This is a genomic window from Paenibacillus humicus NBRC 102415, from assembly GCF_004000905.1.
Lineage (GTDB): Bacteria > Bacillota > Bacilli > Paenibacillales > Paenibacillaceae > Paenibacillus_O > Paenibacillus_O humicus.
Genome location: NZ_BIMD01000008.1, coordinates 55,043 through 69,948 on the forward strand (window position 1 = coordinate 55,043; position 14,906 = coordinate 69,948).

12 protein-coding genes and 1 pseudogene are annotated in these 14,906 nt (G+C 59.6%); 4 read left to right on the plus strand and 9 right to left on the minus strand.

Going from position 1 to position 14,906, the window contains the following annotated elements; all coding sequences use genetic code 11:
• Positions 1–20 precede the first annotated feature (20 nt).
• Complete coding sequence (locus PHU01S_RS07875) at positions 21–494, plus strand: ImmA/IrrE family metallo-endopeptidase (RefSeq protein ID WP_048748826.1); 474 nt, start codon at positions 21–23, stop codon at positions 492–494.
• A 22-nt stretch (positions 495–516) separates the two neighbouring features.
• Positions 517–880, plus strand: a pseudogene (locus tag PHU01S_RS07880) (manganese catalase family protein); the annotation flags it as partial.
• Between the two features lie 78 nt (positions 881–958).
• On the opposite strand, the gene sufB reads toward PHU01S_RS07880, so the two are convergent.
• The 6 genes from sufB to PHU01S_RS07910 form a co-directional block, all read right to left on the minus strand.
• Entirely contained in the window at positions 959–2,356 is a 1,398-nt protein-coding gene (sufB, locus tag PHU01S_RS07885) for a Fe-S cluster assembly protein SufB (RefSeq protein WP_048748824.1), read from the minus strand.
• Between the two features lie 293 nt (positions 2,357–2,649).
• Positions 2,650–3,075, minus strand: coding sequence for a Fe-S cluster assembly sulfur transfer protein SufU (gene sufU / locus PHU01S_RS07890; RefSeq protein ID WP_021882199.1), 426 nt, complete (start codon positions 3,073–3,075; stop codon positions 2,650–2,652).
• Positions 3,062–4,288: a cysteine desulfurase gene (locus PHU01S_RS07895; RefSeq protein ID WP_048748820.1), complete on the minus strand. Its 1,227-nt coding sequence runs from the start codon at positions 4,286–4,288 to the stop codon at positions 3,062–3,064. Before PHU01S_RS07895 ends, sufU begins: the two co-directional genes overlap by 14 nt.
• Positions 4,288–5,586, minus strand: a complete 1,299-nt coding sequence (gene sufD, locus PHU01S_RS07900; RefSeq protein WP_049867883.1) for a Fe-S cluster assembly protein SufD — start codon at positions 5,584–5,586, stop codon at positions 4,288–4,290. The genes PHU01S_RS07895 and sufD overlap by 1 nt, the downstream gene beginning before the upstream one ends.
• Positions 5,587–5,602: 16 nt before the next feature.
• Positions 5,603–6,382 (minus strand): Fe-S cluster assembly ATPase SufC, encoded by a 780-nt coding sequence (gene sufC / locus PHU01S_RS07905; RefSeq protein ID WP_048749392.1) that lies wholly within the window; start codon positions 6,380–6,382, stop codon positions 5,603–5,605.
• A 164-nt stretch (positions 6,383–6,546) separates the two neighbouring features.
• Complete coding sequence (locus tag PHU01S_RS07910; RefSeq protein WP_084781383.1) at positions 6,547–7,152, minus strand: DUF1802 family protein; 606 nt, start codon at positions 7,150–7,152, stop codon at positions 6,547–6,549.
• A 195-nt stretch (positions 7,153–7,347) separates the two neighbouring features.
• On the opposite strand from PHU01S_RS07910, the gene mtnK reads away from it, so the two are divergent.
• Entirely contained in the window at positions 7,348–8,559 is a 1,212-nt protein-coding gene (gene mtnK / locus PHU01S_RS07915) for an S-methyl-5-thioribose kinase (protein WP_048749388.1), read from the plus strand.
• A gap of 85 nt (positions 8,560–8,644) precedes the next feature.
• Positions 8,645–9,742, plus strand: coding sequence for an S-methyl-5-thioribose-1-phosphate isomerase (mtnA, locus tag PHU01S_RS07920; protein ID WP_048749386.1), 1,098 nt, complete (start codon positions 8,645–8,647; stop codon positions 9,740–9,742).
• A gap of 153 nt (positions 9,743–9,895) precedes the next feature.
• Here the strand turns inward: mtnA and PHU01S_RS07925 are convergent, their stop codons facing one another.
• The 3 genes from PHU01S_RS07925 to PHU01S_RS07935 all read right to left on the minus strand — a co-directional run bounded on the left by PHU01S_RS07925 (position 9,896) and on the right by PHU01S_RS07935 (position 14,894).
• Positions 9,896–11,668, minus strand: coding sequence for an ATP-binding protein (locus PHU01S_RS07925; protein WP_021879987.1), 1,773 nt, complete (start codon positions 11,666–11,668; stop codon positions 9,896–9,898).
• Positions 11,669–11,837: 169 nt separating this feature from the next.
• Complete coding sequence (locus tag PHU01S_RS07930; RefSeq protein ID WP_048749383.1) at positions 11,838–12,149, minus strand: YunC family protein; 312 nt, start codon at positions 12,147–12,149, stop codon at positions 11,838–11,840.
• Between the two features lie 195 nt (positions 12,150–12,344).
• Positions 12,345–14,894, minus strand: a complete 2,550-nt coding sequence (locus tag PHU01S_RS07935) for a diguanylate cyclase domain-containing protein (protein WP_127507013.1) — start codon at positions 14,892–14,894, stop codon at positions 12,345–12,347.
• Between the last annotated feature and the right edge of the window lie 12 nt (positions 14,895–14,906).

The window sequence follows — 14,906 nt, forward strand, 5'->3', positions numbered from 1 at the left end:
CGGTTTAGGAGAGAGGGTTCATGACGAAATATGAAAGCCTGCTGCGGGAAACGCCCGTCTTTCTGAGTGAAAAGGCCGATTTGCCGGAAGAAATCAAGGGACTCTATATCGAGAGCAGATCCAGCCAGGCCATCCTGCTGAACCGGAACATCCCCACCGCAGCCGAGAAGGGCTGCATTCTCGCCGAGGAGCTGGGGCATTATCATACCACGGCAGGCGACATCACCGATCAGTCCAAGCTGGTCAACCGCAAGCAGGAAAAGAGAGCCCGCAACTGGGCTTACGAGAAGCTGATTCCTTTACCCGACTTCGTCGACGCCTACCGGGCGGGCTGCCGCAATGCATTCGAGATTGCGGATTATTTGGAGGTAACGGAGGAGTTCCTCGGGAGATCGATCATCCATTACCAGGAAAAATACGGACAGATGGTCATGCTGGGCAGCTGCTGCCTCTATTTCGACCCGCTGGGCATAGCGGAAATGTTCGGGAAATGAACTCTCTTCCGAGAAGCAAGCAGACAACGTCGTCCTGGAATCGACCGGCGTCCTTCAGAAGTCCCGCATTTATGAGATGAGCTCCAACAAAACGTTCCGGGAGACGCTCGGCTTCCTGATCGTGCGCGACAACGCGCATCAGAACGCATTCGCCAAGGCGCTCGAGACGCTCGGCGTCAGCTGGGGCAAGCTGTTCCCGGTGCCGAATTACGATCTCGACAAGTACGCCTAGACGATACCCGCATCGGGGAATCTTCAGCGGCCAGACCCCGAGCCGCAGCGGCGGCGAGCTGCAGGTCACGCCTCCACCGCTAGGTTATCCGGTTCCGTTCAACCCGGACATGCCGAACGAGCATGCTCCGGGATTTACGGATATGAGCAACTGAATGCGCAAATAGAGCAGGCGCCTCAAATGGGGCGCCTGCTCTATTTGTGCTAAGCACGGGGAGAATGGCTTGAGCGGATTAACCGATCGAGCCTTCCATCTCGAACTTGATGAGACGGTTCATCTCGACCGCATACTCCATCGGCAGCTCCTTCGTGAACGGCTCGATGAAGCCCATGACGATCATCTGCGTCGCCTCGGCTTCCGTCAGACCGCGGCTCATCAGGTAGAAGAGCTGGTCCTCGGATACTTTGGAGACGGTCGCTTCATGCTCGAGCGTCACGTTGTCGTTCATGATCTCGTTGTACGGGATCGTGTCGGACGTGGACTGATTGTCGAGAATGAGCGTATCGCATTTGATGTTGGCTTTGGCGCCTTCGGCATTGCGTCCGAAGGAGGTCAGGCCGCGGTAGGATACTTTGCCGCCGTGCTTGGAGATCGACTTGGAGACGATCGTCGACGTCGTGTCCGGAGCAAGGTGGATCATCTTCGCGCCGGCATCCTGATGCTGGCCTTTGCCTGCGACGGCGATGGACAGAACCATGCCTTTCGCTCCGCGTCCCTTCAGGACGACAGCCGGGTATTTCATCGTCAGCTTGGAGCCGATGTTGCCGTCGACCCACTCCATCGTGGCGTTCTCTTCAGCAACGGCGCGCTTGGTGACGAGGTTGTAGATGTTCGGAGCCCAGTTCTGGATCGTCGTGTAGCGGACGCGGGCGTTCTTCTTCACGATGATCTCGACGACCGCGCTGTGCAGCGAGTTCGTGCTGTAGACCGGAGCCGTGCAGCCCTCGACGTAGTGCACGAAGCTGTCTTCGTCGGCGATGATCAGCGTGCGCTCGAATTGGCCCATGTTCTCGGAGTTGATGCGGAAGTAAGCCTGCAGAGGCACCTCGCATTTGACGCCTTTAGGAACATAGATGAAGCTGCCGCCGGACCATACCGCGCTGTTCAGCGCAGCGAACTTGTTGTCCGCCGGAGGAATGACCGTGCCGAAGTGCTCGCGGAAAATCTCGGGATGCTCGCGGATAGCGGAGTCCGTATCCATGAAGATGACGCCCTGCTTCTCGAGGTCTTCCTGCATGCTGTGGTAGACGACCTCGGATTCGTACTGGGCGGATACGCCGGCGAGGAACTTCTGCTCGGCTTCCGGAATGCCCAGCTTGTCGAACGTCTCCTTGATTTCCTGCGGCACTTCTTCCCATGTCTTGCCCTGCTTCTCGGAAGGCTTGACATAGTACTGGATGTCGTTGAAATCAAGATCGTCCATGTTGCCGCCCCATGTCGGCATCGGCATTTTGTTGAACTGCTCCAGGGACTTGAGGCGGAATTTAAGCATCCATTCCGGCTCGCCTTTCATTTCGGAGATCGTACGGACGATTTCCGGGGTCAGGCCTTTGCCCGACTGGAAAATGGATTTGTGCTCGTCGCGGAATCCGTATTTATATTCTTCCATTTCCGGCATCGATTTTGCCATGGTTTTCACGCTCCTTGTTATGGGATTGGAACTCCCCATTGCACAGTATTCACTCCGAAACCAATGATTCTTCCAATCGCTGTTGCTCCCAGATTCCTTTCAACATCAACTGACAGTTGGAATCCGGGAACAAAGGCGACCGCTTGCCGACACTCCCTTTGCGCTATTGCTGCAAAGAATCAATGGAGTTGTCGGACCTGCGCTTCTCCAGAATTCATCGCTTTCTGCGTTATCCTGCTTAACGGAAAGTCACCAACCAAAACCGTCGCAGAAGCGACGGACTGCAATCAAGCCTACTTGCCCTGAGCCTCGACGCCCTTGCGCAGGGCGTTCCAGGCCAGGGTGGCGCACTTGATGCGCGCCGGGAATTTGTTCACGCCCGACAGGGACTCTATATCTTCAAGCTCCTCGAATTCCACCGGCTCGCCCTTCATGAGAGAGGAGAACCTGTCGGCCATGGCGTAAGCCTCTTCAAGCGTGCGGCCCTTGACCGCCTCCGTCATCATGGAAGCCGAGCTCATGCTGATGGAACAGCCTTCTCCGGTGAACTTCGCCTGCTTGACCACGTCTCCTTCCAGCTGGAGCTGGAGAGAAATGCGGTCGCCGCAGGTCGGATTGTTGAGGTTGATCGTAACGGCGTCTTCGTCCATCGTACCACGGTTGCGCGGGTTTTTATAGTGATCCATGATGACCCTGCGGTACAAATCATCCAATTGCATGTCCGAAGAACTCCTTTGTCCGCAGCAGGGAAGCCGCCAGAGCGTCGACATCCTGCTCGGTATTGTACAGATAGAAGCTTGCCCTCGCAGTGGCCGATACATCCAGCCAGCGCATCAGCGGCTGGCAGCAATGGTGGCCGGCCCGCACGGCGATGCCTTCGGAGTCGAGCGCCGTCGCCACGTCATGCGGATGCACGTCGTCGAGATTGAACGTAATCAGGCCGACGCGGCCCTCGCGCGGACCGTAGATCGTAATGCCGTCGATCTCCGACAGCTTGCCGTAGGCATAGGCCGCAAGCTCCTTCTCGTGACGGTCGATGTTGTCGAGGCCGATCTCCTCCAGGAAGTCGATCGCTGCCGCAAGGCCGATCGCGCCTGCGATGATCGGAGTGCCGGCCTCGAAGCGCCAAGGAATGTCTTTCCAGGTGGAATCCTGCAGGTCGACGAAGTCGATCATTTCGCCGCCGAATTCAATCGGCTCCATGTTCTCCAGCAGCGACTTGCGCCCGTAGAGCGCTCCGATGCCGGTAGGCCCGCACATTTTGTGCCCGGAAAGGGCATAGAAGTCACAATCGAGCGCCTGCACGTCGATCTTCATGTGCGGCGTGCTCTGCGCGCCGTCGACGACCATCACGGCGCCGCTGCGATGCGCGATCTCGGTGATTTCCTTGATCGGATTGATGACGCCGAGCACGTTGGAGACGTACATGACGGATACGATCTTGGTACGGTCCGTAATCGTCTTCTCCACGTCCTCGAGCGAGATCGAGCCGTCCGGCTGCAGCGGAATATACTTCAGCACCGCGCCGGAGCGCTTGGCCGCCTGCTGCCATGGAATCAGATTGCTGTGATGCTCCATCGGCGTAATGACGATCTCGTCGCCTTCCTCCAATACGGACGGGGCATATCCCGACGCGACCAGATTCAGCGCGGAAGTCGTGCCGCGTGTGAAGATGATCTGCTCCGGCGAAGGAGAGCCGATGAACTCCGCGACGCGCGCCCGGGCGCCTTCGTAGGCGTCCGTAGCACGGGAGCCCAGCGTATGGACGCCGCGATGTACGTTGGAGTTGTCATACTCGTAATACCGCTTGACGGCCTCAATGACGGAACGCGGCTTCTGGGAAGTCGCCGCGCTGTCGAGGTAAACGAGCGGATGCCCGTTCACCTCTTGATGAAGAATCGGGAACTGCTTCCTGATCTCCTCGATATTCATTAGGCGTTCAGCTTCCTTTCGAGCAGTTGCTGCAGCTGCTCGCGGACCGCGTCGATCGGAATTTCAGTTACAACCGGCGCCAGGAATCCGTAGATGATGAGCCGTTCTGCATCCTGCTTGGAAATGCCCCGGCTCATCAAGTAGTAGACCTGCTCGGGGTTGACTTGCCCTACGCTGGCCGCGTGGCCTGCCGTTACGTCATCCTCGTCAATGAGAAGGATCGGGTTCGCGTCTCCGCGTGCTTTCGGATTCAGCATGAGAACTTTCTCCGTCTGAACGCCGTTGGCTTTGGTCGCGCCCTTCTCGATCTTGGTGATGCCGTTGATGATCGCCGTCGCTTCGTCTCTCATGACGGCGCGGGTGACCATGTTGCTGTCGGAGTTCAGGCCGAAATGCTTCGCCTGAGTCGTCAGGCTCATGCGCTGCTTGCCCGCGCCGATGCTGACGACGGCCGCATCCGAGGAGGAGCCGTTGCCCTTGAGGACGGACAGCGTGTCGGACATGACATTGCCGTCGTTGAGATCGCCGATCACCCATTGGATGCGCGCGTCGTTCTCAAGCACCGCACGGCGTACGGACATGTCGATTACGTTGGAGCCCAGCTGGTGGATCGAAGCGAAGTCGACGTGGGCGCCGGCTTCAACGAAGATCTCCACCATGGAATGGTGGACCGCGTCGGCTCCTCCGCCTACGGTAAGAGCGTTGTCGACATAAGTCACGCGGCTGTGGCGCTCGGCCACGATGACGATATGCGGAGCGAACGATACCGATGCATCCTCGTTGTAGAAGAGGGCCTGCAGCGGAACCTCGACCTCGACATTTTTCGGCACGTACAGGAATACGCCGCCGTTCCACAGCGCCGCGTGCAGCGCCGTCAGCTTGTTCTCGTCCTTGGCGATCGCCTTGAACAGGTATTTTTGCAGCAGCTCGGAATGCTCGGAAGCAGCCGTCTCGAGATCCGTGAAGATGACGCCTTTGGCAGCCAGCTCCTCCGGCAGGCGGCGCAGGACATTGCCCGATCCGCGCTGCACCAGCAGCGCCTGCGCGCCGGCTACGAGCGATGCCGCTTGCTCAGGCAGCTCGTTCTCGGAAGCAAGCGGCGTGGTTTGGCCATGCTGGCCAAGCGCGCCGAGATTCCAGCGGTCGATGCGTGTCTTCTCCGGCTTCGGCCATTCCAGGCTTGCCGACAGCTCGGCCGCTTCGCCGCGCAGGGCGGTCAGCCATGCCGGCTCGCCCTTGCCGCGGGATACTTCTTCCGCATATGCCCGTTCAACGGGGTTCGATACTTCTGTGCTCATCTGGTTCCCTCCCGTCTTAGGCTTGGCCGACTGTTTCGTCTTCGATGCCAAGCTCAGCCTTAACCCAGTCATAACCTTCCGCCTCGAGACGCTCAGCCAGCTCAGGACCGCCGGATTTGACGATGCGGCCTTGCATCATGACATGCACGAAGTCAGGCTTGACATAGTTCAGCAGGCGCTGGTAGTGAGTGATGACCAGGAAAGCGCGGTCCTCGGAACGCATCGCGTTGACGCCTTGCGCGACGATCTTCAGGGCATCGATGTCGAGGCCGGAGTCGATTTCGTCCAGGATGACGACCTTCGGATCCAACAGCATCATCTGCAGAATCTCGTTGCGCTTCTTCTCGCCGCCGGAGAAGCCTTCGTTGAGGTAGCGGTGGGCGAACTCGGGGTTCATGTCCAGCTCTTTCATCTTGCCTTCCATCTGGCGGATGAACTTGATGAGGGAAATCTCGCTGCCTTCCTCGCGGCGGGCGTTGATCGCGCTGCGCAGGAAGTCGGAGTTCGTCACGCCGGAAATCTCGCTCGGGTACTGCATCGCCAGGAACAGGCCTGCGCGGGCGCGCTCGTCCACGGCCATTTCCATGAGATCCTCGTCGTTCAGCGTCGCGGTGCCTTCGGTCACTTCATACTTCGGATGCCCCATGAGAGCGGAAGCCAGCGTACTTTTGCCCGTTCCGTTCGGTCCCATGATCGCGTGGATTTCTCCACCCTTCATGCTGAGGTTGATGCCTTTGAGAATTTCCTTGCCTTCGATCGTTGCCTTGAGTCCGTCAATGACGAATTGCGTTGCCATCTTTGAAATGCTCCCTTCAAATATGAGTACTTCCGGCGACGGTGTACCGCCTGGCGGATTCCGCCGTGGAAGCTGTCTGCTTTGCGAGTCTCCGGGAGCAATTGCGCCCGAAGGTCATTCTCAGTCGTTCTCAATAATAATTTTAGTATAAAACTCGTTATAAATCAATTAATCTCGGCCGCTCCGAGCAAGCTGCGGATTTCCATTCTCATTCGGTTGAACTCCTCGTCTCCAAGCACAGGCTCCGAATGATCGGCTCCAAGCCCCCCAGGCAAGGAAATCCACGACTTGCAGCCGGTGAAAGCCGGCTCCATCGGCAGCCGCAGCGGCTGCCTCAGCTTGTACACCCGAAGCAGCAGCACATGCAGCGGATCCCGCTTCTTCCATTTCAAGCGTTCCTCGGCAAAGGAATCCGTCCAGATATGCCTCTCCCTGATCCGCTCCAGAACGCCCGGGTCCGTAACCGGAATATCCTCGACCGCATGAGCCCAGCTCGATATCGACACCGCGCCCGCATCCGGACCGTCCCATTCTCCGAGCACTTCGTCCAGAATCGGGCGGGCTTCCTCCTTGAGAAGCTCCGGCCGCTGATGCTCATAAGCCGGGAGCAGATAAAAATCCGGCCGCTCCAGCCGGAAATGGCGGGTCTCCTCGGCGATGCCGCCCTTGCGCAGGACGACGATCTGGCGCCCTTCCTCGAGCGCCCGGACCGCGACGGCCCATTCCTTCAGCGCGGCGGCTCCTGCGCCGGCTCCGTCAGGTACGTTCACTTCGGCCACACATCCTTTCACCCGTCAAGCATATTCGCCCCATTATATCAAACGAGCCTATTTCAAGTCTAAAAAAGATGGGCTATAATTAGAGCTTATGTAGAACAAGAGCCTGGCGTACGCACGCGGCCGCAAGCGATTCTCATGAATTGTTCCTTCTTTTATTATGCTACCCATGAAAGGTGGAAATCACTAATGCCAGCATATCATCCCTACAGCGAGGCGGAAGCGGTCGAGCTCGCCCGCACGGTGGAAGGAGTCTTCGCTCCCGGAGCGGAGCTGGAATGCACCGAGATCGGCGACGGCAACCTGAACCTCGTCTTCCATATTACCGAGCCTGCGACCGGCAAGGGGCTTATCGTGAAGCAGGCGCTGCCTTATGTCAAAGTGTTCGGCGAGTCCTGGCCGCTGTCGGTCGACCGCGCGCGGATCGAAGGCGAAGCCCTCAAGATCCAGCACAGCCTGGCGCCTGAGCTGGTGCCGCAAGTCTACTTCACCGACCAGGAGCAGGCCATCACCGTCATGGAAGACCTCAGCAGCCATGTCATCATGCGCAAAGGGCTGATGGAAGGCACGCTGTATCCGCGATTCGCGAGCGACATCTCCACCTTCCTCGCCCAGACGCTGTTCTTCACCTCGGATCTGGGCATGAGCCAGCAGGAGAAGAAGCTGCGCCAGCAGTCGTTCGTCAACGTGGAGCTGTGCCAGATCACGGAAGACCTCATCTTCGACGAGCCTTACCGCGAGCATGAGCGCAACAACTATGAGGATTCGATCGCCGACGAGGCGCTGGCGCTCCGCACGGACGCCGCGCTCCATCTGGAAATCGCCGTATTGAGGGAGAAGTTCCTCACGCGCGGAGAGGCGCTGCTTCACGGAGATCTTCATACCGGCAGCATCTTCGCCCTGCCCGACTCCACCAAGGTCATCGACCCCGAGTTCGCCTTCTACGGCCCGATGGGCTTCGATATCGGCGCAGTCATCGCGAACCTGCTGCTGAACTTTGCCGGACAGGAGCACTGGAGCCCGGAGGCGGATTCCCGCAAGCAGTACCGGGAATTCCTGACGGAGACCGTTCGCGGCGTATGGACTCAGTTCGCCGCCAAGTTCCGCACGCTGTGGGACGAGCATGGCAAGGATCCCGTCTTCTCCGTAGCGGAGGGCTTCCAGGATCTCTATATGAACCGCCTGCTGCAGGATACGGCCGGATTCGCCGGCGCCAAGATGGTCCGCCGCGTCGTCGGGTTCGCCCATGTCGCCGATCTCGACGCGATTCCGGACGACGCCGTCCGCGAGCGCGCGAAGCGGATGGCGCTGGCGATCGGCAAGGAGCTCATCAAGCGCCACCGCACCATCGCCTCGATCGAGGAAGTCATCGACATCGCACTTACGGCATCCGCGCGCTAGGCGCGGACCGCCTATCGACACCTTGCCCGGAAGCCGGCTCCGCCGGCACGATCGCCGGACAGGCATAATGAACGGAGGAACCATCATGACCGACAGCGCAGCCGCCTACCCCGGCCTGCAATCCCTCATTTGGGCGGGAAGCCAGCTTCAGCTGCTTGACCAGCGCCTGCTTCCGGAGGAGACCGTCTATCTTCCCTTGACGGATGCCGAAGGCGTCTGGGAAGCGATCCGACATATGAAAGTAAGGGGAGCCCCCGCCATCGGCATCGCCGCCGCCTACGGGCTTGTGCTCGGCAGCGGACTGCCCGGCCAGCCCTTCCAGGCGGAGGACAGCCTCGCCGCCTGGCTTGGCCGCGTAAACGAGAAAGCCGGTTATCTAGCGACGAGCCGCCCCACGGCCGTCAACCTGTTCTGGGCGCTGGACCGCATGAAAGCACGCGCGGCGGAGCTGGCCCAAAGCGCCGTCACCCTCGATGAGGCCAAGCAAAGCCTGCTCGATGAGGCGATCGCCATCCAAAGCGAGGACGAGGCGACGAACCGGATGATCGGCGAGCATGCGCTGGAGCTCATGCGCGACGGCATGGGCGTCCTGACCCACTGCAACGCGGGCGGGCTCGCCACCGCGAAGTACGGCACGGCGCTGGCTCCGTTCTACCTCGCTCAGGAGCGCGGAATCTCGCTCAAAGTATTTGCGGACGAGACTCGTCCCGTCCTCCAGGGAGCGCGGCTGACCGCGTTCGAGCTGCAGCAGGCGGGCGTCGACGTGACGCTGATCTGCGACAACATGGCCGGCATGGTCATGAGCAAGGGCTGGATCGACGCCGTCATCGTCGGCACCGACCGCGTCGCCGCCAACGGCGATGTCGCCAACAAGATCGGCACGTACAGCGTCGCTGTGCTCGCCAAGGCGCATGGAATTCCTTTCTATGTCGCCTGCCCTCTCTCCACCATCGATCTCGGCACGCCTACCGGAGCGGAGATTCCGATCGAAGAGCGCCACGCGGAGGAAGTGACCGAGGGCTTCGGCAAGCGCACCGCCCCTCATGGCGTCAAGGTGTACAACCCGGCCTTCGATGTGACGCCTGCCGAATACGTCACCGCCATCATTACCGAAAAAGGCGTCATCCGGCCGCCCTACGGCGAAAACCTCAAAAAGCTGTTCGAGGAGCTCCGCCAGGGATAAGGCCCCATCCAGCAGCAAGCCGCCATGGAGATTTCCATGGCGGCTTTTTGTGCCCGGCCCTGAGCGGCATGGAACGGCTGCGGGATGAAAGCCGCTCAAATCCCATGCATCGCTTCCCCAGCCTCAGGCTCCGCTTCCGGTCGGCGGACTCCCTCACTCGTCATTGCCCGTCCGCTCCCCGTCCAGCGGCAGCCTGACGACGATCGTCGTTCCTTTGTTCTCCTCGCTGTGCACGGCGACCGTGCCGCCATGGTTTTCGACAATCTTTTTGCTGACCATGAACCCGAGGCCGGTCCCTTTTTCCTTGGTCGTATAGAACGGCTGGCCGAGCCTCTCCAGCAAATGGGCCGGAATGCCGCAGCCCTCATCGATGAAACTGACCATCACGCCTCGTCCGGATGGATTCATCCGGGCGTCGATTATCAGGCTGCCGCCTCTCGGCATCGCCTCGATCGCATTTTTGATCATGTTGATGCACACCTGCTTCAGCTGGTTTTCCTCGCACATGATCATCATTTCCTCGTCGCTGAAGGAAGTGACGATCTGCACGTCGTTCAGGATCGCCTGCCCGTTCAGCAGCGTGACGACATCCTCCAGCAGAAGCCTTATATCCTTCGCTTCAAAGTGGACCGCCTGAGGCTTGGCCAGCATGAGCAGCTCGCTGAGAATCTGCTCGATTCGGCGGATTTCCGAAGCCATGATTTCATAGAAATAATCCCGTTTCTCCGTGCTTCCGGACTGAAGGAGCTGAAGGAAGCCCTTGAGCGCCGTGACCGGATTGCGGATCTCATGGGCGATGCCGGCCGCCAGCTCCCCTGCGATCGACAGCTTCTCCGAGCGGATCAGCAGCTCCTGGGCTTGCATTCTCTCGGTAATGTCGCGGATGATGACAGCCCGGCCCCTGATCCTGTCCTCGGAGTCGTGCAGCGGAAAGCTGGACACCATGACATGGAGGCGGACGCCGGCTTTGGTGACACGCTCCGATTCGTATCCCTCGATGCTTCCCCCGGCGGCAATGATCGATTTATTGCGCCGCACCTCGAAGGTTCTCTCGTCCGGGAGCAGAGGCATCGCATGGCTGGGAATCCCGACCAGCTCATCCTTGGTCCAGCCGAATGTCGTCTCGAAAGCCTGGTTGACGCTGACGGCCAGATCATGGTCGTCCAGAATAAGCACCGGGTCCAGGTTCCGGGTAATGAAGGACTCCAGCTGATGCTTCGTCGCCAGCAGCTGGCTCCGCATCAGGCTCGCTTCCTGCTTGCTGCGGTCCATGTCGAGCTGATGCTCGTTCTGCACGGCCAGGGACGGGTATATGTCGGAGCGCCGCAAGTACAGGCTGGACGCGACGAATTCCTCGTCGGTCATATGATATTCATGGCTCCGCAGCAGCGCAAGCTGGAAGGCGGCCGATATTTGCCTGCCGTCATAGGCGCATACGGAGATCAGCCCGTTTCCGTCTACGCATTCATCCGCCAAATGTTCCATGGCGTCGAGCTCGCAGCTGATCTCCTGCACATCCTTGAGCGGAATATTGCCCCATGTACGCAGCAACAGGCCGTGTTTCTGATAGGCTTCCACGGCGCGGGAAAATCTCTCCATGAAGATGCCGCTCCGAAACCCTCCGTCCATCCGGTACAGCTCTTCCCGATCGATATGATGGACAAGGGCAAGCTGGCTCTCATCCATCTGGCGGGAGAGCAGCTTGCGGATGGTTTGATATCGCGTCACGGATTCGATGATTAAGGTCTGATGCCCCTGCTGGATTCCCATGCGGACAAACGCAACGGCGTTTTGGATGTATCGGTCCAAATTTTCATAAATGTATAAGATATGGCCGTGTCCCGAAATGCTCATCATCCCGCTCAACGGCACGTTGGAATTCGGAAGGATTGCAGAAAACCACTCTTCATTGGCAAATGGACGCATTCATTCTCCCTCCAGGAAATTGATTGTGTCTATTTCATCAACGAACGGATCAATCCCTCTAGCGGGACGGCCGATTTTCCAAAAAAACAACAAAAAAGGGCGGCATCCCCTCCGCCCTTCCTTGCCATCCTGCTTCATCCCCTGTTTTGGGAATGCGCCCGCCTTTCCGTCAAGCCAGCTGCCGGACGGCTTCGATTCCCTTCATGCCTACATAGAGGCCGGCTTCCCGAGCCGCCTCCGTCACCGATTCCAGCGGAGCGTCCAGCAGCTCTTCCAGCGTCCGGACGCCGACGGCGCGCGCAGCGACGACTCCCCGTTCCTTCAGCTTGGGGTTGCTGTCGAACAAAGCGACGTCGAGCGCTCCGCACATGATGTATCCTTTATCCGTCGTTACAGCGAGCAGCGTCGTCTTAGGCAGCTTCACCTCGATGCCGATCGCGGTTTTTCCGTCTCCGAGAGCAACCGGTACCATCTGCATCATGACAATGGGCCACCTCCCTTCTCAGCACTTCCGTATTGTATGCGCGGCGTGTCGGAGAAGGTGAATGCCGGATCTTCGACTATGGCGGCGTCGACAGCCGAGGCCGCCGTCAACAGAGCGGCAGCGGCCTCGATCATAGGGAAAGCAGGGAATCTATGGTTTAGTGGCGATCTCGGATGGGGCGTCGGTCCAGACTTAGCGTCCCGCCACCCGGATACGGTTTTTGCCTTCGTTTTTGGCCTGGACCAAAGCCTCTCTGGCCTCTTTCATGAGCACCCCGCCCTCCAGGGAGGAATCCGCTAATTTCACCGATATGCCGATGCTGACCGTAATGAAGCCTCCGGCTTGCGATGGATCCCGAGGAATTTGCAGCGAGATGACATTGGTCCGGATTTGCTCGGCGAGAAGCAGAGCCTCGGCTTCTTCCGCCTCCAGCTTCATGACGAACGTCCCGCCGGTCAACCTGGCGATATTCGCTTCGCTGCGGTCCGCCAGCACGCTAAGGGCATCCCCGACCCACTGCAGGCATACATCTCCGCTTCGCAGACCCTGCAGCTTGTTGTACGTGCGGAAATCGTCGATGTCGATCAGAAGCAGCGCGACGGGCCTGCCCGACAGCAACGATTGCTCCCAATCCAGCTTGAGAGACTGCTCGAAGGAAGGGAGGTTCTGCATATCCGTGAGCGGATCGGTCGTCATGTACATCTGCAGCTGGTCCTGCGCGTCCGTGAACAGATCCGTCTCGGGAAGGGAGGAGCTTTCGCGGGCAATGACCATCATGGACGGCTGCCTGGAATGGACGACCGTCGCAAAGGTCAGATCCAGAAGGCGCAAGGCTCCGCCGCCCGCCCGGAATCGTCCCCGGCAGGTTTCCAGCTGCAGCGGATTTTGCTCCAGCCTCTCCAGTGCCGCCAGCAGCTCGGCCGGGTTCTCCGGACCCAGCGCCTCAATCAACGATCCGCCTCTGATTTCCGAGGCGCTGTCGAAGCCGAGCAGCCGCATCGCCTGATGGTTGCCGTACACGATCCTGCCTCCGGTCACGGTGAGGAAGGGAACCGGGGAATATTCCATCAGCTGAAGATAGCGCTCTTCATTTTCCCGCATGACCCGGGCGTTCTGCTCGGCCTGCTCCTCCGCGCGCGCCAGCTGCTCCTCGGCATGCCGAAGGGCGACGGCCTTGAGCTCGGGCAGGGCGCTCAGCTGGGACAGCTTCCAGGGCGCGGAAGTTCCTTGAACGACCTGCCGCCACTTCTCGAAGGATTTGCGGGGCGACAGACGGATGCCGTCATCGGTCCGGATGACCGACTTGGCGGGATCCCCCGCCCAATCGACCACCTGGATGAGCTCCGGCCGGAACCAGATGATATACTCCCGCATGTCCGGCGAGAGGGATAGGAACAGCGCTCCGGAAGCCTTCTCCCTGTATGCGGCAGCCGGACCGAATTCCTTGCTCAGCCGAGAGGTATGGTAGGTATAGTCCACGCTCTGCTTCTCCAGCCATTCCGCCAGCTCCCGCACATGGGACGGCAGCGGCGCATCGCCGAACAGCATCAGCTGCCCGCGGAAGCTGACGGCCGCGCCTGTCGCGGACATCAGTCCGAGCAGGCTGTCCTTTTCCTTTTCCAGCCGCTGATGAAGCCTCAGCGGATCCTGGACGCCGATCAGGATCGAGGACAGCAGCGACGCGGAGGTCTTCAGCCGGAGCGCCTCCGAGTAGTCGTCCAGCTGCTGGCGCTGATACAGCTCATTGGAGAAGAAAGCCCCGAGAAAGTTGCACAGGCTGCGGATCCGGTGCGGGACGTACTTGGGAGAACGATGATGGCAGGTGATCAGCCCCCACAGCTCGCTGCCGTGAATCAGCGATATCGTGGTCGTAGCCCCTACGCCCATATTCTGCAAATATTCGATATGCAGAGGCGAAACGCTTCTGAGCACGGAGAGGCTGAGATTCAGCGGCTTGCCCGTAAGCGGATGCCCCGCCGGGATGATATCGACCGGCTTGTACCCTGCGTCCACGATGGTGCGGAGCCAATTGCGCAGGTACAGCTCTCTTGCCTGCCTGGGAATATCGGAGGCGGGATAATGATGGCCGAGAAAAGGCTCCATGTCCGGCTCCCTGGATTCGGCGATGACCTTGCCGTTCCACTCCTTATCGAACTCATAGATCATGACCCTGTCGTAGCCCAGCATCTCGCGCACGAGCTCGGCCGCCGCATGGCTCGCCTCCACCCGGCTCTGCGTCTGCTTGATGCGCCCGAAAAACAGGCTGATCCAGCGGTAATCCCGAGCAGCCGGACCGCTGTCCTCCCCGGAGGGCTCCATCTCCAGGATGAGCAGCCCTTCGCTTTCATGGGCGATGCCGTAAAATGGCGTCAGAACGCCTCTTACTTCGATTTCAATTTTTACATGCTGCAGCTCCGAGGTCGAGGATGCCCGCAAGTCCAGAGAAAGCAGCTCCCTGACCCGCTCCTCCCCGATCAGATCGGCCAAAGGCGTTCCGAGCAGCTTGCCGGCAGCGATGCCGAGCATCTCTTCGGTGTTGGCGCTGCACGTGCCGATCCGGCAGCCGTCCTCCCTCGTCACGGCCACCAATACGCCATGCGGCTGGATGCGTCCGGGAATATGGATCGGCTCCTTGTCGCAGTTCGTCAAATCGATGTTGTCGTCCTGCGGGACGAAATCGCCTTCCGTCAGAAGGGTTCTGTCCAGCAGCTCATGCTCATTCGCGTTTCCGTCCTCTTTCATAGCCGCTCAGGC